The 22,439-nt window shown below is 57.7% G+C and carries 24 protein-coding genes, 1 tRNA gene and 2 pseudogenes; 21 read left to right on the forward strand and 6 right to left on the reverse strand.

The genetic code is table 11. From position 1 onward, the window contains the following. Positions 1–22: 22 nt before the first annotated feature. The 8 genes and pseudogenes from ACIPSK_RS19520 to ACIPSK_RS19555 all read left to right on the forward strand — a co-directional run. A pseudogene (locus ACIPSK_RS19520) lies at positions 23–1,075 on the forward strand (hypothetical protein); the annotation flags it as partial. Beyond that, the gene (locus ACIPSK_RS19525) at positions 1,072–1,488 is read left to right on the forward strand and encodes a GNAT family N-acetyltransferase (protein ID WP_162119078.1); all 417 of its coding nucleotides are present in this window, start codon (positions 1,072–1,074) and stop codon (positions 1,486–1,488) included. The pseudogene ACIPSK_RS19520 and the gene ACIPSK_RS19525, both read left to right, overlap by 4 nt. Further along, positions 1,454–2,461: a tail fiber domain-containing protein gene (locus tag ACIPSK_RS19530; RefSeq protein ID WP_446532959.1), complete on the forward strand. Its 1,008-nt coding sequence runs from the start codon at positions 1,454–1,456 to the stop codon at positions 2,459–2,461. Before ACIPSK_RS19525 ends, ACIPSK_RS19530 begins: the two co-directional genes overlap by 35 nt. Next, positions 2,461–2,775: a hypothetical protein gene (locus tag ACIPSK_RS19535; protein WP_162119080.1), complete on the forward strand. Its 315-nt coding sequence runs from the start codon at positions 2,461–2,463 to the stop codon at positions 2,773–2,775. Before ACIPSK_RS19530 ends, ACIPSK_RS19535 begins: the two co-directional genes overlap by 1 nt. A 6-nt stretch (positions 2,776–2,781) precedes the next feature. Then, positions 2,782–2,961, forward strand: a pseudogene (locus ACIPSK_RS19540) (tail fiber domain-containing protein); the annotation flags it as partial. Continuing rightward, positions 2,952–4,919 (forward strand): phage tail tip lysozyme, encoded by a 1,968-nt coding sequence (locus ACIPSK_RS19545; protein ID WP_162119081.1) that lies wholly within the window; start codon positions 2,952–2,954, stop codon positions 4,917–4,919. The pseudogene ACIPSK_RS19540 and the gene ACIPSK_RS19545, both read left to right, overlap by 10 nt. Before the next feature lie 83 nt (positions 4,920–5,002). Then, positions 5,003–6,346: a hypothetical protein gene (locus tag ACIPSK_RS19550; RefSeq protein WP_246709919.1), complete on the forward strand. Its 1,344-nt coding sequence runs from the start codon at positions 5,003–5,005 to the stop codon at positions 6,344–6,346. Positions 6,347–6,437: 91 nt separating this feature from the next. After that, positions 6,438–6,995: an acyltransferase gene (locus ACIPSK_RS19555; RefSeq protein WP_162119082.1), complete on the forward strand. Its 558-nt coding sequence runs from the start codon at positions 6,438–6,440 to the stop codon at positions 6,993–6,995. 216 nt (positions 6,996–7,211) lie between these two features. Here ACIPSK_RS19555 and ACIPSK_RS19560 read toward each other — a convergent pair whose 3' ends face one another. Continuing rightward, positions 7,212–8,840, reverse strand: coding sequence for a hypothetical protein (locus ACIPSK_RS19560; protein ID WP_162119099.1), 1,629 nt, complete (start codon positions 8,838–8,840; stop codon positions 7,212–7,214). Positions 8,841–9,246: 406 nt separating this feature from the next. On the opposite strand from ACIPSK_RS19560, the gene rffA reads away from it, so the two are divergent. The 5 genes from rffA (at position 9,247) to ACIPSK_RS19585 (ending at position 12,649) form a co-directional block, all read left to right on the forward strand. Then, complete coding sequence (gene rffA / locus ACIPSK_RS19565; protein ID WP_162119083.1) at positions 9,247–10,374, forward strand: dTDP-4-amino-4,6-dideoxygalactose transaminase; 1,128 nt, start codon at positions 9,247–9,249, stop codon at positions 10,372–10,374. Beyond that, a complete protein-coding gene (locus ACIPSK_RS19570) occupies positions 10,371–11,255 on the forward strand; it encodes a class I SAM-dependent methyltransferase (protein WP_162119084.1) in 885 nt (294 codons plus the stop codon). The genes rffA and ACIPSK_RS19570 overlap by 4 nt, the downstream gene beginning before the upstream one ends. Further along, positions 11,252–11,962 carry a WbqC family protein gene (locus ACIPSK_RS19575; RefSeq protein ID WP_162119085.1) on the forward strand — a complete coding sequence of 237 codons (711 nt, stop codon included), beginning with the start codon at positions 11,252–11,254 and terminating at the stop codon, positions 11,960–11,962. Before ACIPSK_RS19570 ends, ACIPSK_RS19575 begins: the two co-directional genes overlap by 4 nt. A gap of 67 nt (positions 11,963–12,029) precedes the next feature. Beyond that, complete coding sequence (locus ACIPSK_RS19580; protein WP_162119086.1) at positions 12,030–12,392, forward strand: hypothetical protein; 363 nt, start codon at positions 12,030–12,032, stop codon at positions 12,390–12,392. Between the two features lie 186 nt (positions 12,393–12,578). Next, positions 12,579–12,649, forward strand: a tRNA-Gly gene (locus ACIPSK_RS19585). On the opposite strand, the gene ACIPSK_RS19590 is transcribed toward ACIPSK_RS19585, so the two are convergent. The 3 genes from ACIPSK_RS19590 to ACIPSK_RS19600 are packed head-to-tail and all read right to left on the reverse strand — an operon-like array spanning position 12,649 to position 15,967. Continuing rightward, positions 12,649–14,289 (reverse strand): HAD-IA family hydrolase, encoded by a 1,641-nt coding sequence (locus ACIPSK_RS19590; RefSeq protein WP_162119087.1) that lies wholly within the window; start codon positions 14,287–14,289, stop codon positions 12,649–12,651. The genes ACIPSK_RS19585 and ACIPSK_RS19590 overlap by 1 nt on opposite strands. Further along, positions 14,286–15,044 (reverse strand): class I SAM-dependent methyltransferase, encoded by a 759-nt coding sequence (locus ACIPSK_RS19595; protein WP_162119088.1) that lies wholly within the window; start codon positions 15,042–15,044, stop codon positions 14,286–14,288. Before ACIPSK_RS19595 ends, ACIPSK_RS19590 begins: the two co-directional genes overlap by 4 nt. Beyond that, the gene (locus ACIPSK_RS19600; protein ID WP_162119089.1) at positions 15,041–15,967 is read right to left on the reverse strand and encodes a glycosyltransferase family 2 protein; all 927 of its coding nucleotides are present in this window, start codon (positions 15,965–15,967) and stop codon (positions 15,041–15,043) included. Before ACIPSK_RS19600 ends, ACIPSK_RS19595 begins: the two co-directional genes overlap by 4 nt. A gap of 178 nt (positions 15,968–16,145) precedes the next feature. On the opposite strand from ACIPSK_RS19600, the gene ACIPSK_RS19605 reads away from it, so the two are divergent. The 3 genes from ACIPSK_RS19605 to ACIPSK_RS19615 are packed head-to-tail and all read left to right on the forward strand — an operon-like array spanning position 16,146 to position 17,162. Next, complete coding sequence (locus ACIPSK_RS19605) at positions 16,146–16,346, forward strand: DUF7940 domain-containing protein (protein WP_162119090.1); 201 nt, start codon at positions 16,146–16,148, stop codon at positions 16,344–16,346. Beyond that, complete coding sequence (locus ACIPSK_RS19610; RefSeq protein WP_162119091.1) at positions 16,339–16,800, forward strand: lysozyme; 462 nt, start codon at positions 16,339–16,341, stop codon at positions 16,798–16,800. The genes ACIPSK_RS19605 and ACIPSK_RS19610 overlap by 8 nt, the downstream gene beginning before the upstream one ends. Continuing rightward, complete coding sequence (locus ACIPSK_RS19615) at positions 16,800–17,162, forward strand: hypothetical protein (RefSeq protein WP_162119096.1); 363 nt, start codon at positions 16,800–16,802, stop codon at positions 17,160–17,162. Before ACIPSK_RS19610 ends, ACIPSK_RS19615 begins: the two co-directional genes overlap by 1 nt. A gap of 530 nt (positions 17,163–17,692) precedes the next feature. On the opposite strand, the gene ACIPSK_RS19620 is transcribed toward ACIPSK_RS19615, so the two are convergent. Next, on the reverse strand, positions 17,693–18,376 hold the full coding sequence (locus ACIPSK_RS19620; RefSeq protein ID WP_210254226.1) for a methyltransferase family protein: 684 nt from the start codon (positions 18,374–18,376) through the stop codon (positions 17,693–17,695). 127 nt (positions 18,377–18,503) lie between these two features. Next, the gene (locus ACIPSK_RS19625; protein ID WP_162119093.1) at positions 18,504–19,037 is read right to left on the reverse strand and encodes a hypothetical protein; all 534 of its coding nucleotides are present in this window, start codon (positions 19,035–19,037) and stop codon (positions 18,504–18,506) included. 247 nt (positions 19,038–19,284) lie between these two features. Between ACIPSK_RS19625 and ACIPSK_RS19630 the strand changes: the two genes are divergently transcribed. From ACIPSK_RS19630 to ACIPSK_RS19650, 5 genes are read left to right on the forward strand one after another with little or no spacing between them, the layout of a single operon-like run. After that, entirely contained in the window at positions 19,285–19,539 is a 255-nt protein-coding gene (locus ACIPSK_RS19630) for a DUF7940 domain-containing protein (RefSeq protein ID WP_162119094.1), read from the forward strand. Further along, complete coding sequence (locus ACIPSK_RS19635; protein ID WP_162119095.1) at positions 19,514–19,978, forward strand: lysozyme; 465 nt, start codon at positions 19,514–19,516, stop codon at positions 19,976–19,978. Before ACIPSK_RS19630 ends, ACIPSK_RS19635 begins: the two co-directional genes overlap by 26 nt. Further along, entirely contained in the window at positions 19,978–20,340 is a 363-nt protein-coding gene (locus tag ACIPSK_RS19640; RefSeq protein WP_162119096.1) for a hypothetical protein, read from the forward strand. Before ACIPSK_RS19635 ends, ACIPSK_RS19640 begins: the two co-directional genes overlap by 1 nt. Before the next feature lie 19 nt (positions 20,341–20,359). Then, a complete protein-coding gene (locus tag ACIPSK_RS19645) occupies positions 20,360–20,572 on the forward strand; it encodes a hypothetical protein (RefSeq protein ID WP_162119616.1) in 213 nt (70 codons plus the stop codon). Next, complete coding sequence (locus ACIPSK_RS19650) at positions 20,569–22,410, forward strand: SGNH/GDSL hydrolase family protein (RefSeq protein WP_162119614.1); 1,842 nt, start codon at positions 20,569–20,571, stop codon at positions 22,408–22,410. Before ACIPSK_RS19645 ends, ACIPSK_RS19650 begins: the two co-directional genes overlap by 4 nt. Positions 22,411–22,439: the final 29 nt, after the last annotated feature.

The following is a 22,439-nucleotide window of genomic DNA, read 5'->3' on the forward strand; positions in this document are numbered from 1 at the left end:
TATTGTTGCAGCGGCCGCATAGTTCATCGAAAAGAACTCGACCAATGTCTGGTATCTCGCCACCGACGCCGTCAGCGGCACGGCGACGGTGCTGCCGGTCGGCGGCAACATGAAATATGGCGGCACGCTGATTGCGATCAATGTCTGGACCATCCCGGTTTCGACGGGCCTGCAGCAATGCCTGGTGCTGATCTCCTCGGAAGGCGAAGTGATCGTCTTTCAAGGGTCCGATCCTTCGAGTGCTGCCAATTGGGGCCTGATCGGCACCTTCAAGCTCGGCCGGCCGCTCGGCACCGATCGATGCCTGCTGTCGGTCGGCGCCGATCTCGCCATCATGACGACGGATGGGATCGTGCCGATCACCAAGGCCGTGCAGCTCGACCGGGGCGCCACCAGCCTCGGGGCGATCACCGCCAAGATCGGCCCGACCTGGCGCGAGACCGTTGCGGCGACCGGCACGACCTCTGAGGAGTGGCAGCTTTCAAGTTTTCCGGCACGGCAGATGGCGATCGTCAACCTGCCGTCCTCCTTCGGCCCCTATCAATATGTGATGAACACCGAAACCGGGGCCTGGTGCCGCTTCGTCGGCATGCCGGCCTCCTGCTGGGCGACATGGCAGGACCGGCTGTTCTTCGGGGCTGGCGACGGCACGGTTTATGAGGCCGAAGTCGGGGCCAATGACAACGGCGTGGCGATCGACGCGCTGATGGTCGGCGCCTGGAGCCGCTATGGCGACGGCCTCTCGACCAAGCTCTCGAAGCTGATCGGGGTGACGGCGCAGATCGGGGTGTCGACGCTGATGTATGCCGGGATCTCGGTGGACTATCAGACCAAGATTCCGACAGTCCTTCTCTCCTCGATCGAGAACAATGCGGCGGCGAAGTGGGGAACGGCGGTCTGGGGTGTCGCGAAATTCCCCGGCATTTCGCTCGTCCGCAAATTCGCCTCCGCCGGCGGCGCCGGGTCGGCCCTGGCGCCGACGATCCGGGCGCTGATCTCGGGCTCATCAGGCTCCGTCTCCGAAGCGGCCGTCGTCGGCGGCTCGGTGCTTTACGAAAAGGGCGCGCCGATTTGATCGTCTCCGAACCGCGCGAGGAGATCGCGACCTGGGTCGGCAACAGGATCGGCGTGAGCTTTCATCCGCCTTACACCACGCTTGCCCATATCGACCGCGGCCGGATCATCGCCGGCTTCGTCTTCAACGTCTGGACCGAGCACGATGTCGAGGTCTCGCTTGCCGCCGACCGGCTGACGCTGACGCTGATGCGATCGGTCTTTCGCTATGTCGTGCATCAGCTCGGCTGCGGCCGCGCAACCGCAAGGACCCGCGCCGACAATGCCGGAGCCCAGCACGTTCTGGCAAGGCTCGGCGCACGCCTGGAAGGCCGCCAGCAGGCCTATTTCGGCGACTGCGACGCGCTGCTTTACGCAATCATGAAAGAGGATTTTCCCTATGGTCTCCACGCCGAAGGCCCCAAAGGCGCCTGATCCGACACAGACCGCAGCGGCGCAGACGGCCACCAACGTCGACACCGCGATCGCCAATGCGGGGCTCAGCCACACCAACCAGTACACGCCGGATGGCGCGCTGGAATACAAGGTCAGCGGCTACCAGACGATGACCGACCAGAACGGCAAGACCTACCGGCTGCCGACCTATTCGGCCTATCAGACCTATTCGCCTGAGAACCAGGCGATCTACGACCAGACGCAGCAGACGCAGCTCGGCCTTGCCAGGCTCGCCAACGACCAGACCGGCAAGATTTCGGGTGTGCTCGGCACCAATGTCGATCTCAGCGCCGGCAATGTCGACAAATATGTCAACGATCACTGGCAGTCCGGCTTCAACAACCAGTGGGACCGCGATCAGGCGAGCCTCGACCAGAGCCTCGCCGACAAGGGCATCTCGATGGGTTCGGCCGCCTACGACAATGCGCTGCGCGATTTTTCGACGCACAAGCAGGCCGCATCCGACCAGTATCTCGGCGACATGTATTCGAATGCCCAGAATTCGATCCTGACCGAGCGAAACCAGCCGCTGAACGAGATTTCGGCGCTGATGTCGGGCTCGCAGGTCCACCAGCCGAGCTATGTCAACACACCGACGACGCAACTGCCCACTGTGGATCAGGCTGGGCTGATCAACGAGAACTACAATCAGAAGATGGGCCAGTACAATCAGCAGCTAGCCAAGTCGAATGCGGCGATGGGCGGTCTGTTCGGCCTTGGCTCGTCGCTGCTTGGCGGCTGGGCGATGGGGTCCGACCGGCGGTTGAAGGAGAACATCAGGTGTGTCGGCACGCTTGATAACGGCCTGCCGGTCTATTCCTTCCGGTACAAGAAGGGCGGCCCGGTGCAGATCGGCCTCATGTCGGATGAAGTGCGCGAGGTTCACCCGGAATCCGTGTTCGAAGATGCCGATGGGTTCGATCGCGTCGATTATGAAAAAGCGGTGGTGTAATGGGCTTCCTCTTCGGCGGCAATACCGGCAAGACGCAGGGCGACCTGAGCGACCAGCGCAAGCGGCTGGCTTACGCCATGCTGCAGCAGGGCACGGCTACGAGCCCGATCCAGTCTCCGTGGGAAGGGGTCGCGCGGCTTGCCGAGGGCGGGCTCGGCGGTTTGGCGATCCGCCAGCAGCGGCAGGAGCAGCAGGCGGTTGGCGCAGCAGGGACCGCCGCTCCGGCGGCTGCGCTTTCGACCCCGGCGGCGACCTCTCCCGGCTTCCTGTCGTTGCTCTTCGGCAGCGGACCAGTGCGCCGGACCGGCAGCTGAAGCAATAGGCGCGTTGGCACGCTGGATAACGGCCTGCCAGTCTATCCTTCCGATACAAGGACGGCGGCCCGACCAGATTGGCCGATATCCGACGATGTGCGCAAGATTCATCCCGACGCAGTGTTCGAACATGCAGACGGTTTCGACCGCGTCGATTACGAAAGGGCAGTGGGCTCATGTCATTAAAGTCATTCATATCAGGCGGCGATACCGGCCAGACACAGGACGACATCAGCGACCAGCGCAAGCGGCTGGCCTACGCCATGCTGCAGCAGGGCATGGAGTCGGGTCCCGTACAATCCCCCTGGCAAGGGGCTGCGCGTCTTGTCCAGGCACTCATGGGCGGACTGGCGATCCGCCGGCAGGAGCAGCAGGCAAGCGGCGACGGTAGCGCGGCGCCGGCTGGCGATCCAGGTTATTATCCCTTCGCGCCGCTGCCCGACAACGGGCCTGTTCCGACACAAAGACCCTATCTCGATCCGTTGGCAGCGGCAGACGATCGCCGCGGACAGCCGATGGCGCCAGCCGCTCAGCCTGGCGACGATGTCTTCGGTCCGCTGCCTGACAACGTGCCCATCCCGACGCAGAAACCCTATCGTGACCCGATGATCACGACCGATGATCGCGCTGAACAGCCGATGGCACCGGCCGCTCAGCCTGGTGACAATCCGTTCGCTCCGCTGCCTGATAACGGGCCCGCTCCGACGCCGAGACCGGCGTACCGCGCCCCCGCGGCATCGGCCCCCCAACCCGTCGACGGCAATGTCTATGACGGCTTCATGCGCACGGTGAAGACCAAGGTCTCGAACCCCTATGCCCTGGCCGCTATCGCCTCGACCGGCCAGTCCGAAAGCAGCTTCTCGGCCAAGAGAGCCAACAGCTCCTGGTCCGACCCGAGTGAGAGCGGGAAGCAAGGCACCTCCGGCGGCATCATGTCGTGGCGCGATACCCGCCTGCAAAAGCTCTACAACTTTGCTGCCACCAAAGGCGAAAAGCCAGGAGCAATCAGCCCGCAGACGCAGGCCGAGTTCTTCCTGCAGGAGGACCCTCGGCTGATCACCAGGCTGAACAGCGCAAGATCGGTCGAGGAGGCGCAGAGCCTGATGAACAGAGCCTGGCAATTTAAAGGCTACGATCAGCCGGTGGGCGAGGCTGCCAAGCGGCGCGCGCGAGCAGAGGCCTTTCTGCCGCAGTTCATGACCGCAGGCGCCGATCCGTCGTTCATCGCCACGCCTGACGCCGATCCTTTCGCTCCGCCGGCCAACATACCCGTTCCGACGCCCAGACCCTATCGCGACCCGATGGTGACGACGGATTATCGTCAAGACCAGCCAATGGCGCCCGAACAGCCTGGTGGCGATACGTTCGCTCCGCTGCCTGATAACGGTCCCATTCCGACACTGAGACCGGGATATCGCGATCCACAGGTGACGACGGAAGATCGTCGGGGGCAGCCCGCTGCGCCGGTCGCCGGTGGTGGTGCTGCCGTGTCCGCAAATGATGGGGCAGAGCTTAAGACCATTCTGGCCGATCCCCCTCGTCGCGCCGAGTTGCCGGCAGGCATGCGCAACAACAATCCCACCAATCTCAAATACGCCGGCCAGCATAGACCAGGGATCATCGGCCCTTCCGAGAACACCGACCAGGGCGATCGACAAGTCGTCTATGCCACGCCGGAAGCTGGCATGGAGCACAATTTCTGGCAGGTCATGAGGAAGTATCGAAAAGGCATGCTGACGCCGAATCAGATCATCGCTGGAGACGGCGGCTGGACACCCGGCGCTTTCGAAGCGGCCGCTAACATCGCGCGATCGATGGGCATCGACCCTGACGACGATCTTCGCTTGACTGACCCGGTCATGGCAAAGAAGTTTCTTCGCGCCCTCATCACTCAAGAGCAGGGAACATCGGGCGATCTTTATCCGGATAGCATGATTGAAGCGGCGATCGCGGCACAGCCCAAAGCGACCGCGCATGCCGTCCCTTCGCCGCCGGCCATGCCCATTCCCACGCCGAGGCCGGATCTTGACCCGCGGGGCGCGAAGGACGATCGCCGCGGACAGAACGGGCCGCCGGCCGACTTTGGCAAATCGGCCGCGCTCGTACGCGCGCTACTTGCTCGGCAGCAAAGTGGCCTCTGGTAGGAACGCATCTAAACAATCCTAAGATTTTGCAGCACACATCAATGGCCTCGCGATGCGCGGGGGCTTTTCTTCGGAGAAGGTGAATGCCCAGAAACCCATCAACCGGCGTCTATTCTAAACCCGCCGGCACGACACCCTTCGTCGGCCAGGTCATCGACCCGGCGCCGTGGAACGCGCTGACCACCGACCTCGGCAACGAAATCACCAATTCGCTGCCGCGCGACGGCTCGGCGCCGATGGTCGCACCCCTGAAGGCCGCAGGCGGAACTGTGTCCGCCCCGGGCCTCGGCTTCGCCTCGATCCCGCAGACTGGCCTCTATCTGAAGGGTGGCGGCGTGCTCGGCTTCACGCAGAATGGCGTCGACGTCTCGTTCGATAAAGCCTTGCTCTATGCGGCCAAGTCGGGCGATTACACTGCGCTTGCGTCCGACGACAACGCTGTCCATCGCTTCACAGCAGTCGCCACCGTCACCTTGACAGCCGCGGCGACCTTGGGCGCGAACTGGCACTATACCGTCATTGCCGATGGCGCAAACGTGACCATCGATCCCAACGGGTCGGAGACGATCGACGGGGCGGCATCGCTCGTCATTCCGAACGGCTATTCGGCATTCATCATCTGCAGCGGATCGGCGTTCTCCACCGACAAGATGGCGTCAACGCTCAAGACAGTAGCGGCGTCCGCACCCGCTGGGCACATCTACGGGCTGACTCTTTCGAACAATGCCGGCGATCCAACAAACTCGATCGATATCGCAGCCGGCGCGGCAGCAAGCGATGGTGCAACCCCAGTTCTCATGAGCCTTGCAAGTACGTTGATCAAAGTCGGAAACGTCGCATGGGCCGTGGGCTCCGGCAATGGCTGGCTTGATACCGGGGCAATCGCGGATGGATGGTACTACCCCTATATCATCGCTCGGTCGGACACAGGTGTTGTCGACTCGCTTCTTTCCGCAAGCGCAACGTCCCCCACTATGCCTGGAAGTTATGACAGAAAGCGCCGTATTGGAGCTCTCCTGCGGGTATCCGGGGCATGGGTGAGTTTCGTCCAAGATGGGGATTTCTTCGCATACAAGGTGCCGACGACTGACGTAAGTACGATTGCCACATCCGCCGCCTTGAGAACGTTGAAAGTGCCCCCAGCATTCCCGGTAATGGCTCGCATCGTGGCTCAAATAGCCAACACTGGCGGAGCGATCGCGAATATCAACCATTGGGATCCAGCATTGGGGACGAGCTTACCGTCCGCGGCAACCGGGTTTAGCCAGAACTTCGTCAACAACCCTGTGTCGCAGGCATTCTCACGAGAAATGGATATTCGGACCAATTCTGCCGGTCAAATCTACAATGTCGCCTCTTCCACCTCATTCAACTTCTACACCATTTCGACCCAGGCGTATTTCGACACGCGCGGTCGCTTTAATTGAGGTCTGTGTCGGGTGGGTCCACAGGTAGCCTCTGGATATGGACTGGTGCTTCCACTTCCCATGCGGAAGGATTTCGTAGTAGAGCTGCCGCATGAAGATCGACAAGGCATCATATCGAAACAGAGGCGGACTAATCCAGCGGATCACTACCGCCTATAAGCGCTTTCGCTACTTCACAGCGGCCGGTAACGATCTCGTGGTAAAGCGCAGCGCAGAGTTCCGCATGGTGAAGCACGCTGTCCTCGAAGTCGGCTCTGGCGTCACAATACAGGACGAAGCGTTCTTTCAACTGACAATGCCGGAGCCGAAGGTCTTCATCGGCAACAATACGGTAATTGGCCGACGCAATGTCATCACCGCGAAAAACCGTATCTCCATAGGTAATGATGTACTGATCGGCTCGGATGTCCAGATCATCGATCACGGCCACGGTATGAGAAGAGACGTACCGATCAGACTTCAGAAGGCCGAAATCGGCTTTATTGAAATTGGTGATGACGTCTGGATTGGCGCGGGTGCCAAAATACTGATGAACGTCACAATAGGGACAGGCGCCGTAATCGGAGCAAATTCCGTCGTCACTGCTGATATTCCTGACTATGCAATCGCGGTTGGCTCGCCAGCGAAAGTCGTCAAATACCGCACTTAAATCGCATCCGGGGCGTAAGTTGATGTCGAATTTTTGACGCGCCAGTTCTGTCGCTGTTTCGAGCGCATCATGCGTGCCTGGGCTTTATCGATACAGTCGTCCCACGTGGTTTCAGGTTTGGCTCCGTCTTGAGCCCGACCTCATGGATAACGCTTGCCATTCGTTCAAGAGTCGCAGTCAGCGGTAACTAGCTGATTTACGAAGAGCACGTCACATTCACCGAGGCGATTGGCAGTAGGGGCCATCAAGACTCAAGAGATGCCTTGCCGTATAGTGTTCAGGATCTCTTATCTTGACGATAAAAGCACTCACCGCATAGGCCCACTTGCTTTGCACGTCGCGTTCGCGATTAACGATGTAGAGGCATCCTGGAACGTCCAGCGCCGCGTCTTCGACTTTCGACCATGGTCCCAAGAACCGCTTGAAATTGTCAACAAATCCCGACCAGCCGCCATACGAAGTCATGGAGTCATAATCCAGGATCAATGCATCGTGTTTCCCGGTCGCGGCCTCATGCAACCCGGCATATTCTCCCAAACCGGGCATTGTATCGAATGCGTTCAGGCCAGATCTATCAAGGATCACGTAATTGCGGCTTTGCAGGGAAGGGGTGTTCCTGATGGTATCGGCAAAAGCCTCCTGACGCAGGTGGTCGACATAAAAAGTGGCATAAACAAACCACCAATTCACAATGAACACCGCCATCAAGCCGGCAAATGAGGCCACGTTCAACCGATGACGCATATCGGGGTTCTTCGCCGGAAAAACGGCAAATATGATCTTTAAAAGACCCAGGGTAGAAAGGGCGGCGCCAAACGGAAGCAGCACTTGAAAGCGGGTCGTCATCCAGGGCTCATAGGCGGGTTCCTTCCCAACCAATACATAGGCCGAGGCTCCCAGACCTAGCAGCACGACACCGATGCCTATCAATCCTTTTCCATTGCATTCGGCCTCCGTGCCGCTCCCCGCGGGATTGGATCTGCTCAAGTAAACAATCAACAAGGCAGCCAAAAATATCGTCAGGGCGACTGGCTTACCAATATATATTCCATCATATGGAAATAAATATAAAATTACGACTTTGATTTCCGATAGTATTGCGTCAAAATTGATGTCAATGACATTGTAGCTGGCGGCAAACATGCCGCTTTTTTTGAATAAAAAATGTTGTACTATGGCGTAAAGGAAAGGCAAAAGCACAATTGCAGCCGTTCTCTTTATGATATATTTGAATTTGTTCAAATAGTTTCCATATTGAATTGAGCCTTTCGAAGCATCGGCCTTCTTATAAAACAGGAAGGAAGCAATAAAAAACACCAGAAGAAACGACGGTATAAGAGCGTTGAACTGAAAAGAAAACATAAATAAAGCGTAAGAGAGATACTCTATATATAGATTTTTGTTAATAACTGAAACTATAAAAAGATATAAAGCAAAAACAAATGCCAACAGAAAAAATAGTCCTGGATTGTTTATGGCCGCAATTCTTGCAAAGTAAACAGGTGAAGCTGCCGCGAGAAACGATAGCGCTGTTGCGTCAGATTTTGAGAAATCGAAAGACTTCAGGATAAGATAGAATACGTGAATGATGAGGTAGCCGAGCGCGAAGGTTGAGAAAGCGTAAAACCACCAGCCGATCAATTGAACGGCGTAATGGTAATATCCGAGAAGGGGAAATCCGGCCTGCGTAAAAACAGAAACAAGCATTTCTTTGCTGGCGCCAGAAAGGCTCCAGTCATCCCAATATCGTGCTTCCGATAAAAGAAAGATGGGAAGATGGGCGCCCATATAAACGAGAAATATTTGCAATTCAGCTCTTTTGAAAAGTCCTTTAATGTCGGGCATCTCACGGCCTTCCTTGTGCAAACGGGACATCCATTTTTGTAGAAAGTTTCGATATTGCGTTTGTCGGCTCTGTCATTGTTTGTGTTTCTAGCCAATGTCAAAGTCGAACGAGCCATCGAAAATGACGGTTAATCCAATGAATGGAATCGGCAGACAGGTGCAATAGCAACGAGTGTGATTCGGTGCCGGATGTGCACAGTTAGTAAGTGGCCTTGGTTAAGCCACCATTTGCAAACCAAGCGGTTCTTTTAATAGAAGAATCTATCGCCGCGAGCGTTATGGCCCATGATCGCCGTCCTGGCGGAATATCGCTTGTCTTATGTGGATTATAATTTAAGTAGGGGCGCAAAGCGGGGGCTTTTTTGCTATCGAGCCTTTGACACTATGCTGTTTCGGATGTTCGTGAATGAATCGTATCTCCTTTGCATTGCCCCACCTGATCGGGAAGGAGGCGCTCTATCTCAACGAATGCCTTCTCTCGGGCCAGTGGGGAGGCGATGCAAGCTTCACCAAGCGATGTCATGCACATTTAGAATCGCAGTACGGTGCCAGCACGCTTTTGTGCCACTCGTGTACCGCCGCCTTGGAAATGGCCGCAATGCTTCTCCGCCTCGGGCCGGGGGATGAGGTTATTATGCCGTCGTTCACCTTCGTGTCGACGGCCAATGCGGTGGTGCTGCGCGGGGCTGTGCCGGTATTCGTCGATATTCGCAGCGATACGCTCAATATCGACGAAACGCTGATTGAGGCTGCCATCACGCCGAGAACCAAAGCAATCTTCGTCGTTCACTACGCCGGAGTGGGATGCGAGATGGAGCCTATTCTGGCTATCGCCACGCGCCATGGACTGGCTGTGGTGGAGGATGCGGCCCAGGCTTACGGGGCACTCTGGAAAGGTCGTGCTCTCGGAACATTCGGCCAGTTGGCCACTTTAAGCTTTCATCAGACCAAGAATATTGTCGCCGGTGAAGGTGGAGCCTTGATCATCAATGATCCCGCCCTGGTCGAGCGAGCGCAAATCATCCGGGAGAAGGGCACCAATCGCTCTCAGTTCATTCGCGGCGAAGTGGCCAAATACGACTGGCAGGATATGGGGTCCTCTTTCCTGCCGTCCGATTTGGTGGCTGCCGTGCTTCTGGCTCAGCTTGAGTACGCCGAGGAGCTGACGCGGCATCGGCTTTCGCTGTGGCATGCCTATGATGAAATATTCAAAGCGGCCGGCCATAACGGGTTGCGCCTTCCTGAAATTCCCGCCGACGCTGCACATAATGGACATATCTATCATGTGCGCTTCACTAATCTTGAACGTCGCGAAGAGACACGCCGCAAATTGGTGGCGGAAGGCATAGGGGGCGTTACTCATTATGTTCCTCTGCATTCTTCGCCAGCCGGTGAACGATATGGACTAACAGCGTCGTCGATGGCGGTTACCAACGAGGCGGCCGATACCCTGCTCCGGCTGCCTCTACATGGCGGGCTCACCGAGGCAGATATTGCCCATGTCGCGAGCCGGGTTCTGGAACTTGCGCAATGAAACGTTGTTTGGTGTGCGATGCCGCGTATGAGGCGGAGATCTGGCAATGCCCCAAATGTGACACGCTCGTGCCTCTGGAAGATGGTTTTCTGTCTTTTGCGCCCGCACTTGCCCGTGACAACGACGGTTTTGCGAGCAGTTCACATGAACAGCTTCAGGCCTTGCAGCATGGCAGCTTCTGGTTTCGAGCCAGAAACCGACTGATCACAGATCTTATACGACGGTATTTTGTCAACAGCCAACGGGTGCTGGAAGTGGGATGCGGCACAGGCTTCGTCCTCACTGCTTTGCGCGAGGCTCTTCCGCATGCGGTCCTGTGCGGCAGCGAGATCTATCTGAACGGCCTGCCTCACGCACGCGCGCGATTGAAAGGGGCGGGGCAACTCTACCAGATGGATGCGCGCGACATCCCTTTCCGTGATGAGTTCGATTTGCTTTGTGCATTCGATGTGCTTGAGCATATCGAAGAGGACGAGCTCGTCTTGCGGCAAATGGCCCAAGCCCTGCGGGCGGGCGGCGGGGTGTTGCTGGCTGTTCCGCAACACCCCGGCCTTTGGAGCCGCAACGATGATCTGGCGTTCCACAAACGCCGTTATCGGCGCGGCGAACTGGAGCAAAAGTGTGCTGCCGCCGGTCTCGACGTGATTTTCTCGACATCATTTGTGACGAGCCTGTTGCCGGTTTTCGCGCTCCAACGCTCCACGCGCAGCCGCTCCAAGGTTCATGATCCGGCGCGGGAGCTGCAACTGCCGTGGTTCGTGGACAGGCCGTTCGAGATGTTGCTGGATGGCGAACGACAGCTTATCCGCCTCGGAGTGCGCCTGCCGGCCGGCGGATCGCGTTTCGTGGTGGCACGAAAGACGGCAGGTGCGCAGGCATGAAACGCGTGGCGATCATACAGTCATCTTATCTTCCTTGGCGTGGCTTCTTCGACCTGATCAGCCGCTGCGATGAATATGTCATTTATGATCAGGTCGCCTACAGCAAGGGCCACTGGCACAATCGGAACAAGATCAAGACCGCGACAGGCACGCGCTGGATCACCATTCCTGTGATGACCAGCGGCAGGTTGGGGCAGCCCATCCAGGACGTTGAAATTAAGGGCGATTGGGCCGAGGCGCATTTAGACCAGATCCGTCAGGCCTATAAAGCTGCACCGGCCGCCAACGACTTTCTTCCTGTTATCGAAGCGCTCTACAGTCAGGCCGAGAAGTTGCAATTTCTGACTGAGGTCAATGAGTTGTTCCTCAGACGTTTCGTCGAAATGTTGAAGCTGAATGTTCCGATCACGCGCGACAGGATCTACTCTCCGCGCGGGGCGCGAAGCGAGCGCGTCCTTGCGACTTGCCTCGCGGCTGGAGCAACGCATTATTTGTCGGGTCCGTCCGCGAAGGTGTATTTGGACGAAACGATGTTTCGGGATGCAGGGGTCACGGTGGAATGGATGAGTTATGGCCCGTATCCGGAATACACTCAGCTTCATGGTGTTTTTGAGGGGCAGGTCAGCATCATAGATCCCATTCTGAATGGGCACGGGGCTGGATTTGCGGCCATGCCCGGACAGCAACAGAGATCAGCAGGATGTTGAGCCGTTTGACTTTCCTTTGCGCGTGGCAGCCTGTCCCTCATATTATTTACGACCGGAGCGCAACGCCATGAAGTTGCTTCTGGCGGTCGTTCCGACCGTCCTTCTTACACTATACAGTCAATTCGTAATAAAATGGCGCATTGGTGTGCTGGCCGACCAGGTCGGGTCTGCCACGGCCCTGACAAGGATCGTTCGCTACCTGAGCGATCCACTTGTTCTTTCATCGTATGCGATGACATTTATTGCGTCGTTCGCGTGGTTCGCCGTGCTTGAACGCTATGAACTGTCATTGGCCTATCCGATCTTCATCGGTGTGATGTTTGCTTCTGTGACGGTTGGAGGCATGGTCTTCTTTGCCGAGCCGGTAACAGCCATGCGGCTTCTCGCTATTGTGTTGATCTTCATGGGAATTATCGCTGGCACGCGTTAGGCATGTGATCCAAGGTGACCTGCCAAAGCCTCTTGGCCTGCTGCCGGTTTCGTGGACACCGAGATAAAGTGTTTTACGAAACCGGAGAGTTGTGCGCCTTTAAAGATATGGAAATCGCTGACGTGTTTTCGGGTTGCGTTCAGCAGACTTGACAGCGACCGCATCTGTTTGAAATCTCGTATCATCGCGGGTGTAGCTCAATGGTAGAGCAGTAGCTTTCCAAGCGGATGACGGGTTTTCGATTACCCTCACCCGCTTATGTAGCGCGCTTCACCAAATGACCGAGACCGGCAAGGCTTTTCACCCAACTTACCCGCTGAGCAAACTCGGGATAATATTGCTCAAAAAGTGGCCTTCGAGCATTGTGCATTGCTCCTTCACGCTGGACGATTAGAGCGCTGCGATAGCCCGCCCGTAAGGCTCCTAACGCGTCCCGCCAGGGGCTGTCGCCAATAAAGATCAGATCATCGACCGGAACTTCTAGCTTCTCTGCTGCAAGGAGGAAGCCTGCTGGGTCAGGCTTCACTGCTTTGAGTTCATCCGTGAGAATGGCGGTTGCGGAACTCCATGGCGCGGGTAATCGACGAAGCTTCTGCTGCTGCGAGGAGGCGGGGTTGTCGCTGACGATTGCAAAAGGGATTCCCTTTTGAACAAAATCCTCTGCAAGGCCTTGTGCATCGGAATGCACGGATATGCTCTCAGGCCAAGCAAGCCGCCAGGCACCGATCAAATCGGGCGCGACACTTCCCGAGACATCCGCGCGGGCCATCGCTACATCGATAAGTCGATCCCAAGGTCCCTCATCAATGATCTGAACCGCAGCGCTTCGAAATGACGAAACCTTGTCACCAAGCAGATGGGTCGTGCTCTCGATCATCATCTCGAGCTTCCGCAGCATCCAGCACTTCTGATCAATGATAGTCTCGTCGAGATCGAAAATCACACCTTTCGCGCCGCAAATGCTCTTTCCGATGAAAGTATCGTTGAGAGTGCGAACTAAAATGCCCTCGCCAATGGAGAATTGCGGTCCTGTCCCAGAGAGGAGGTAGGAAACCAAGTTGGCTCCAGCCGCTAAGGCAGAGACGGAGGAAGTTCCGGGCCGTGGATTAATATCCGTCAGCCAAAAATGGTCTCCATCCTCCAGAAACTGAATGTTGAAGAGGCCCAACCCGCCTTTACTCGCCAACCAGTTCGCGGTCGCGATGGCAGCATCTGTGGGACCGGCGCCCTTGATTATGTCAGATATGACGGCGTATCCGCCCGAGGAGCGAACTCTAAGCCGCTCGACCAATGGCGAGACGCTTCCGTCAGGTCTTATAGCAAAGTCGACCGACCATTCACGGAAGGCTACAATCCGTCTCTGCCAAACGTAATCGTCTAAACAATAGTGTGTTGTGGCATAATCAAATTCGCTTCGATCATTCAGATGCAAAATATCCCGGCCGCCCCATCCGCGCCTAGGTTTTCCTATGAGCGGGTAAGAAAAATCATGCTGTTCCGGTTGGACAGAGGGCAGCATCGGCAATGTGACGCCAGCCTCGGTCGCCGTTGAATTTTTGTCTTCCAGTATCGCCACCAGTTCGGGTGAAGACGCATAGACTTGGACCCCCAGCACCTCCAAGGCCGGTCGCAATTCGGCGAGTACCGGGAGGTCGTACATGGTGGTGGGAAAGACAGCCTGGACGTTCTCTGTGGAAATTAGGTGACGCAAAAAGGCAGTGAACTCGGGCAAGTTTGCGACCGGAGGCGCGACGAAATATTTGTCAGCCTCGTACCTGTTTATGTTGTCCGATATGGAATCTGCGACAATCGCTTTCCAACCAGCAGCTTTGGCTGCACGTAGCACAGGAAGGCCTTGCAGCCCGCCGCCGCCAATGACTAGAGCCACGCCGTTCATTTCTTGGTGGTCGCCTCGATGTACAGGCTGTAGGCGTATTGGGGAGCGATATCACCACTGAAATAAAGGGTTTCCCAAACCTCTTTGGGGAAATTGAGCGACTGGAGCTGCGCTGTTGAGAGCGGCTTCAGCATCAGACCCAGCTCTTTTTCCACGTTCAAATCTTCCCGTTCGAAGAGTTCGCGAAAGGTAGAGCTATCAAAGTAGCGCTTGTGCCCCAGCTCCAAGTCCCACTTCGAAAGTGCATACATGTCTTGAAGCAAGCCCGCGCGGTGACCAAGCTCCCGATGTAGGGAACGCGCGTTTGGGACCGCAGCGATTATCATCCCGCCGGGCTTCAGAAATGCTGCAAAGCGCCGAACGATCAATGCTGGATCATCGACATGCTCTAGCACGAACCCCATTTCGATCACATCAAAGCCTTCGGAGGGAACGTACTCCTCGAAATACGCTTCAATCATCTCGGCTTCGAAAGGAAATGACATCGAAGTTTTGAACTTGTCGATGATGGCAGGCGATCCTTCAACGATGACATACTTGTCAATTGCTTCGGAAAGCTCATTGCCGATCGTCATGCTGACAATCTCATAGCCGATGCCTAAACTGCACAATCTGATGCCACGCCGGTCTTTGCAGGCCTCGACAAATTTCTTTGCATAGGCTCGGAGTACGCCGATATTGTCGTCGTGAAAAGGAAAACTCTGTCCATAGGCAGTGATGTAATTGTCCAGGTTTTCTTTGATTTCGCCGCTCATTTATACCTCGTTACCTGTTTTATGATGTAGCGCGGCCTGTCCTGCACCTGCCGGAAAATCCGGTGAATATACAGGCCGACCACGCCAAGCGCCATCAGATTAACTCCAAACGAAACCAGCGATAGCACCGCCAGAAACGTGAAGCCTGTGACGATGGTTGCCGGGAAGAAAAGTTTCGTGGCGACAAGGACAAGTGAATAAATGCTCGCGGCGGCAAATATCCCGATGCCAAGCCAGAAAATTATCAAGAGCGGAACGCTGGAGAAGGAGCTTATCGCCTGCACCAACAAGAGAGTTCGCTTTCGAAGCGAATATGTACTCTTCGTAGTTCTCGCTTTTTTCGTTAAATGCAGAGGTACTTGCCGATACCCAGGCCAATAAAACATGCCCCCCATGAAGAGGTTCTTATCGCCAAGCTGCAGCAGCGCATCGACATATCGGCGAGTCATAAGCCGTTCGGTCATCACATTGTTGGGGACCGAAACGTCTGAGACCGCATTAAAAATCTTCCAGAATGCGCTGCCCAAATGCCTGGATGCGAAGCTACCTTTGCGAGACTCCTGAACGCCATACACGACATCAGCATCCGTTCGCGTCATAAGCTCGAAGAAATCAGACAGCCGCCCGGGGTCAACCTCAAGGTCACTATCTATCAGAAAAATCAGATCTCCCTTGGCGTATTCTATCGCACAAAGGGCTGCTGCATGATGTCCAAAGTTCCTTGATAGCTCGACCACCACCACACGCGGATTGGCCTCCGCGATAACCCGCGCCCTCGCCGCCGATGTGTCGGGGGAGCCGTCATCGACTAAGACGATTTCAAAATCGTCACCCAACTTTTCTGCGGCTTCAACCGACTCAAAGACGAAACGGTCCAGAAAAATCTCTGAGCGATACAGTGTGGTGACGATCGAAAGTTTCATTTTTGGCGAACTGAGGAAGCGAGTTGTGGCCCGTAGGCTTCAGCGTTCTCGACTTCGACTAAATTTTGAAGTGAACGCATGCGGCCAAGTAACCACGGCGCGAAAACTTATCAAGAGACAACTAATAGTGTACTTGCTGGTACTTTATTAAAGTGCCGATCTGGAGACAAAAAATCCAATGAAGTTGATCCGCAATAAGCGCCGCGTGCTCACGTGGTCGCTCTCGATGTGGTGCGTCTATTTGGCCGGCTTGTTTGAGCTACTGCCGAATGTCGTGCCGTACCTCGATGACCTCATCCCGAAATGGCCATCCATCGGTATCCTTCTGATGTCCCCGATCGCGCGCATCATCCACCAGGAGAATCTTAAAGATGAATAGGCTCAAGAGGGGCAGCGCCGTAGCTGCGATGGCCGTTGCATTCGTCGGAAGCTTCGAGGGGCTCCGGCAGCGCGCCTATCCCGATCCGGCAACCGGAGGGCAGCCGTGGACGATCTGCTATGGCAGCACCAATGGTGTGAAGCCCGGGGACCATAAGACGGTGGAGCAGTGCAAGACGCTGCTGGCGCTGGAGCTTAAGACTTATGCAAGCGGCATCGAAAGCTGCGTGCGCGTGGCCCTGCCGGATGCCCGTTTCGTAGCGCTGACCTCCTTTGCCTATAATGTCGGCGTCAAGGCGGCCTGCGGCTCGAGCGCGGTCAAGCTCATCAATGCGGGCAGGGCGGCCGAGGGCTGCGAGGCGCTTTTGAAGTGGAATCGCGCCGCCGGCATCGTCTTTCCGGGCCTGACGCGGCGCCGGCAGAAAGAGCGCCAGTTCTGCCTTGAGGGCATCTGATGTTCTCTATCCTCGACACGCTCAAGATGGGCGCCGGCATCGCCGCCGGCCTGATGCTCTATCACCTCTACGCCGTCTCGATCGGCTATCCCTCGGCGGCAAGGCAGGCGCGCGCCGGCTATGTCCTTGTTGCCGAAAAGAGCGCAGCCGAGGCCCAGGCTGCCGAGATGGAGCGCCAGCGCAATGCGGCGGCTAAGGCCGGCGAAGAGCACCGCAAGCGCCTTGCGGCCGCAGAAGCCGCCGAGCAAGCCGCCAGAGACACACTCGAAATCGAGATCCAATCCTATGAGCTTCAGCTTTCGGAAAAGAACCGCGCTTGCGCTGTCACTGCTGCTGATCGTCAGTGGCTGCTCCGCCACTGAGCGATTGAACAAGGCGGCGGTGACGAAGGGGCAGGCGGCGGGCGTCACGACCAGGGATGCACCGGCCCAAACACCGATCCATCCTCCGAATGCGGCCCAGCCAGTTATGAACAGTACAAAAACAAGAACACTTCCGGCGAATAGGTTGCAGAGAAACATAGAGACGCAAGCTGATAACCCTCGGAACGGTGTGCAGATAGCCAGCATACGTTTTGAAGAGGACTGAAATTCCGCCGTGCTAAGCCTGCGACAAAAATGCAAGCAAATCCTCAACCCAAAACCGTATCGGCCAAATGTCCGGCGCGCGCAGGTAGAGAATTGCAAGCGTGATGATGACTGATGCGATCCAACCCTAAGCTAGCTCTTACCAATACCCGCAGAGAGGATAAAGACCCATGACGATTTACAACCAGATGATTATGGAGCGACCGGGGATGGTGTGACCGATGACGCCCCGGCCTTTGCCGCCATGACGGCTGATCATCTCCATTCTGGCGTTGTCGCCTCTCGGCCGGAACCTGGCGAGGAAATCAAACAGTGGCCGTGGCGCGTTTGCCGCGCATGGGCAAAAACGGAATCACCTTTGGGACGCGCTCGGCATATGACCGGTAGTCTGGAAATGCCGCCCGGAGCACCGTCTCTTCGTTACTCATCCGGCGAAGTTGCAGGCACCAATGCACGATTCCAAGAAGTACCGTCCACTGAGAAAAGCTGAATAGGATCATTCCGATAATGAATATCTCCTCGGTCAGATAGAGCGGGTGCCGGACGATGGAATACGGCCCCGTTGTGACCAGAGCTCTTGCACCCGGTGCTATGCTGAAACTGCGGCCGAGGATCGCAAGCATATATGCCGATGAAAAGAAGCCAATGATCATCAAAACCATTGCGGCAAGGCGCGCAGTATCTGGCAACACCATTGGCGGAGGCAGGAAGGCGATCAGCAGGAAGAGGAAGGTGCCTGCGATCGCCGTCAGGTATGGTTCAACGCCGCGCGCAGATCGTACTTGGGGCATTCTCGTTAAGGTCACGACACACATCATGCCGATAAATAAGACCGCAGCGATCTCAGCTACCAGGAATACGACGCCCCGGGACGGATAGTCGCCGGTCGTCATCGTCCGCGCAATCTTGGTCCACACAACTAGTATTGAATAGGAACAAATGCCAATCCGGCCGATGACATCTGCAATAATCAAGTGTCGATTGCTCATTGGTGCCCCCGCGTTATTTGAACGCATCTTCGCACGGTTGCGGAAAATGGCAATCGCAACCGGCAAATTTGGTGAATACCAACTATTGGGGATGTAACTTACACCGACGCGCCGCCGTCGGCGTCTGTCAATGCAACGACACGCGATGCGCCAGCCGATCAATTCTGGCCCGGATGCGGATGCGGCGGATGATCTCGGCGTGAGTGAAAAGGCAGGCGAGGGCGGCCACGACGATCAACGCGGTTCCGAGCAGCGCTGTAGGCAACGGCAGCGACCAGTCGATATAACCGGCGGGGAGTGACGCCCCACTGCGACCTGCTTCGGCTGTGCTTGCAGCGGCATTGGCAAGCACCAGCCCAAGCAGCGCAACATGGGCATGAACGAAGCGTGTCCTAAGAAACCGTTTCGGATGAAAAGCAAGATAGACGCCGAAAATCGCCATTGACGCAAACGCAATGAGAAGTTCCCACGCCCCCATCCCCGCCGCGCTAAGTAACATAAGGGGTAAGCGCAACACCGGCAGCATCGTCAGGTACAGCGCCCAAGCAAACGGGCGTGATGGATACATGGCCAGCAGTAGCATGCTGGCGGCAAATAGCGCACCGATGGCATAGACCAAAGCAGGTCCGAGACGAACAAAAGTCAGAACGAAGACACGCATTCGCTTTCCTCCTTCGGAAGGCCTCGTGGTTCTGGGCAGAATATTCGCAAATGCTTTAGCGGGGCTTGCCGCTCGACCAGCGCCGCATGAATGACTCCGGCTGCGGAGATTTGCAACCTTCCACAAAACTTATCCACCTTAACGAGGCGATTTCATGAACATCGACGGCACGCCGCTGCGGCTGTTGCTCTTCGTCGCCTTCGGAACCTGATCACGGCTTAACCCCTTCAAACATCGGAGACGTTCCATGCTCGTCCATAACTGGCGCGGGGTGCTGAAGCATGCCTGGTCGGTGCGCCTCATGGCGCTGGCGCTGCTCTTCATCATCATCGAGCCCGTCTACACCTTCGTCGCCGCCACCTGGGTGTCGCGCAACATCTACATCCAGCTCGCCATGTCGGTGGCGACAGGGCTTCTTGCCGTTGCGGCGATCATCGCCCGCATTTTCGTCCAGCAAAAAATCTCAGGAGACTTGAATGGCAAACCGCCTGCAGAAGGGTAGTGCCGCCGCGGCCATGGCTGTGGCGCTCGTTGGAAGTTTTGAGGGGCTGCGCCAGAATGCCTATCCCGATCCCGCGACCCAAGGGCAGCCTTGGACGATCTGCTACGGCAGCACCAACGGTGTGAAGCCGGGGGATCACAAGACGGTGGAGCAGTGCAGGGCGCTCCTGGCGCTGGAGCTCAGGACCTATGCCGGGGGCATCGAAAGCTGCGTGCGCGTGGCCCTGCCGGATGCCCGCTTCGTGGCGCTGACCTCCTTTGCCTATAATGTCGGGGTCAAGGCGGCCTGCCGTTCGAGCGCCATCAAGCTCATCAATGCGGGCAGGGCGGCCGAGGGCTGCGAGGCGCTTTTGAAGTGGAACCGCGCCGCCGGCATCGTCTTCCCGGGCCTGACGCGGCGCCGGCAGAAAGAGCGCCAGTTCTGCCTCGAGGGCATCTGATGTTCTCTATCCTCGACACGCTCAAGATGGGCGCCGGCATCGCCGCCGGCCTGATGCTCTATCACCTCTACGCCGTCTCGATCGGCTATCCCTCGGCGGCAAGGCAGGCGCGCGCCGGCTATGTCCTTGTTGCCGAAAAGAGCGCAGCCGAGGCCCAGGCTGCCGAGATGGAGCGCCAGCGCAATGCGGCGGCTAAGGCCGGCGAAGAGCACCGCAAGCGCCTTGCGGCCGCAGAAGCCGCCGAGCAAGCCGCCAGAGACACACTCGAAATCGAGATCCAATCCTATGAGCTTCAGCTTTCGGAAAAGAACCGCGCTTGCGCTGTCACTGCTGCTGATCGTCAGTGGCTGCTCCGCCACTGAGCGATTGAACAAGGCGGCGGTGACGAAGGGGCAGGCGGCGGCCGGCATTACTCTGCCGCCGCTGCCGGACGATCTGCGTCGGCAGGAAGCGCATGCGCCTGTTGTCGAAGGCGAGCCTGTCATCGCGATCCTCGCCCGCGAGCGCCAGGCGCTCGACCGCGCCAATGCCCGCCAGGGGCGCATCGTGCAATTCTACGACGACCTTACCAACAGATATGGAACACACCGATGATGAACGCCATTTCGCTTGCCCTTGCGAATCCGATGCTGAGCGGTGGGGGCGGGGCGGGCGGCGACCCCGATCGCTACATGTTCTTCGCGACCCGCAACCGCATGCCGTCCGGAAACATCGTCACCGCCGCATCCGGCACGAATTATGTCTGCAGCAAGATCGTCGTCAACACGCCGCAGTATAAGACCAGGACCTTCCGCTTTCACCTCTCGGGCTTCGCCTCGACGGAAGGCGGAAATTCGCCGCAGGAAACGGTCGTCACCGGCACGATCGGCACGCCGGGCAATGCCGTGGTCGCCGACGCAATGTTCATCCGGGCAGCCGACGTCTTCTACCAATGCACCTTCGCCGGCCTGAACACGGTGACCGTCGCTGACCAGACGAACGGCGCCTGGACGGACGAGCTGACCATTCCCGATGTCGCACCGGAAAGCGAGATCGAAATCTGGCTGTTTTATCATACCGCCGTCGGCGAGAAGATCTGGCCGGTCTACCGCATCCAGAAGCACCGCGGCGAGCGCGTCTGGGGTGCGGGCGATCTCGCCACGCTGCTCGCCTTCAAGGACACCCCGCTTGCTGACAGCACGGTCGCCCTCGATAGCAATTACGCGACCGTTACCCAGCCGCAATATTACGGGCCCGACTTCATGGTCGCCAAGGGCGACTGGGATGGAAGGCCGGTCGCCCTTGCTGTTGTCGACAGCCTGGGGGAAGCGCGCCAGCAGTTTTCCGCCGCCGCCGATGCGCGCGGCAATCTCGGCTGGTTTCGCCGCTGGCTCGATAGGGATGGCGGCATCGGCCGCATTCCGCATCTGCTGATCGGCATGCCGGGAAACGGCTCCGTGCGCGAGCTCACCGGCACCGGTGCTGCGATTGCGACCCGGCGCTGGGCCATTCTCGACGAGATCACCGCCTTCAACAACAATCAGAGTCCGTTCACCGTCATCGCCAACCAGATGGGACAGAACGATACGGCCGCCACCTACACGCAGTTTTTCAACACCAATTACAGAAGCCTGATCACCAGGCTTCGGGCGCGCTACCCCGGCGTCAAGATCGTCGCCTTGCCGCCGCTCGGCCGCACGGTGTCCACGCGCACGGTTACCCTGACATCGGTCGGCACCACCGTCACGGCAACGATCGCCTCGGGCATCAACGGGCTTGCGACCGGCCAGACGGTGTCGATCTCCGGCGCTGCGCAGACGGAGTATAACGGCAATGTGGTGATCACGGTCACCGGGCCGAACAGCTTCACCTATAATTTTGCCGGATCGGCGACATCGCCCGCGACCGGCACGATCACCGCCAACGACCTCTATCTCAGGGCGTCCTACCAGAGCTTCTCGGCCAACAACACCTGGCCGGCGGACGGCACGGATGCCTCGGGCAAATGGCGGCTGCGCGCCGATATCCTGGCGAAGACCTCGGCCTGCTGCGACGATGCGATCGATACCTATGCGGCCTGGGTCTCCGCTGAAAGGGACGGCGTCTGGCCCGGCATGCTCGAGCTGCCGAGCACAGCGGTGACCGTGCAGTCGGGAACGGACGGGGTTGCTACCTACACGACGATCGAGGTGGCGGATGCCGGCATCTTCGCGCCGGAGCAGGAGATCAACACCTATGCCGGGCCGGATGGTATCACCCGCCTGTCGACCACGTCGATCGGCAGCATCTCCGGCAACACCCTGACCATCTCGATTCCGCGCTCCACGGTCCTGCCGGTCGGCTCCATCGTCCGCCCGAGTGTCACGCCGGATGGCGTCCATCCCTACGGCGCGGTGATCGACCGTGTCGTCAACGGCATTCCCCAATCCGAAAAGCTGAAACTCAATCCTTGAGCGGGCAAGCGAAAGATGCTTTTCGCCTC

This window comes from Rhizobium sp. LARHSG275, from assembly GCF_052871115.1.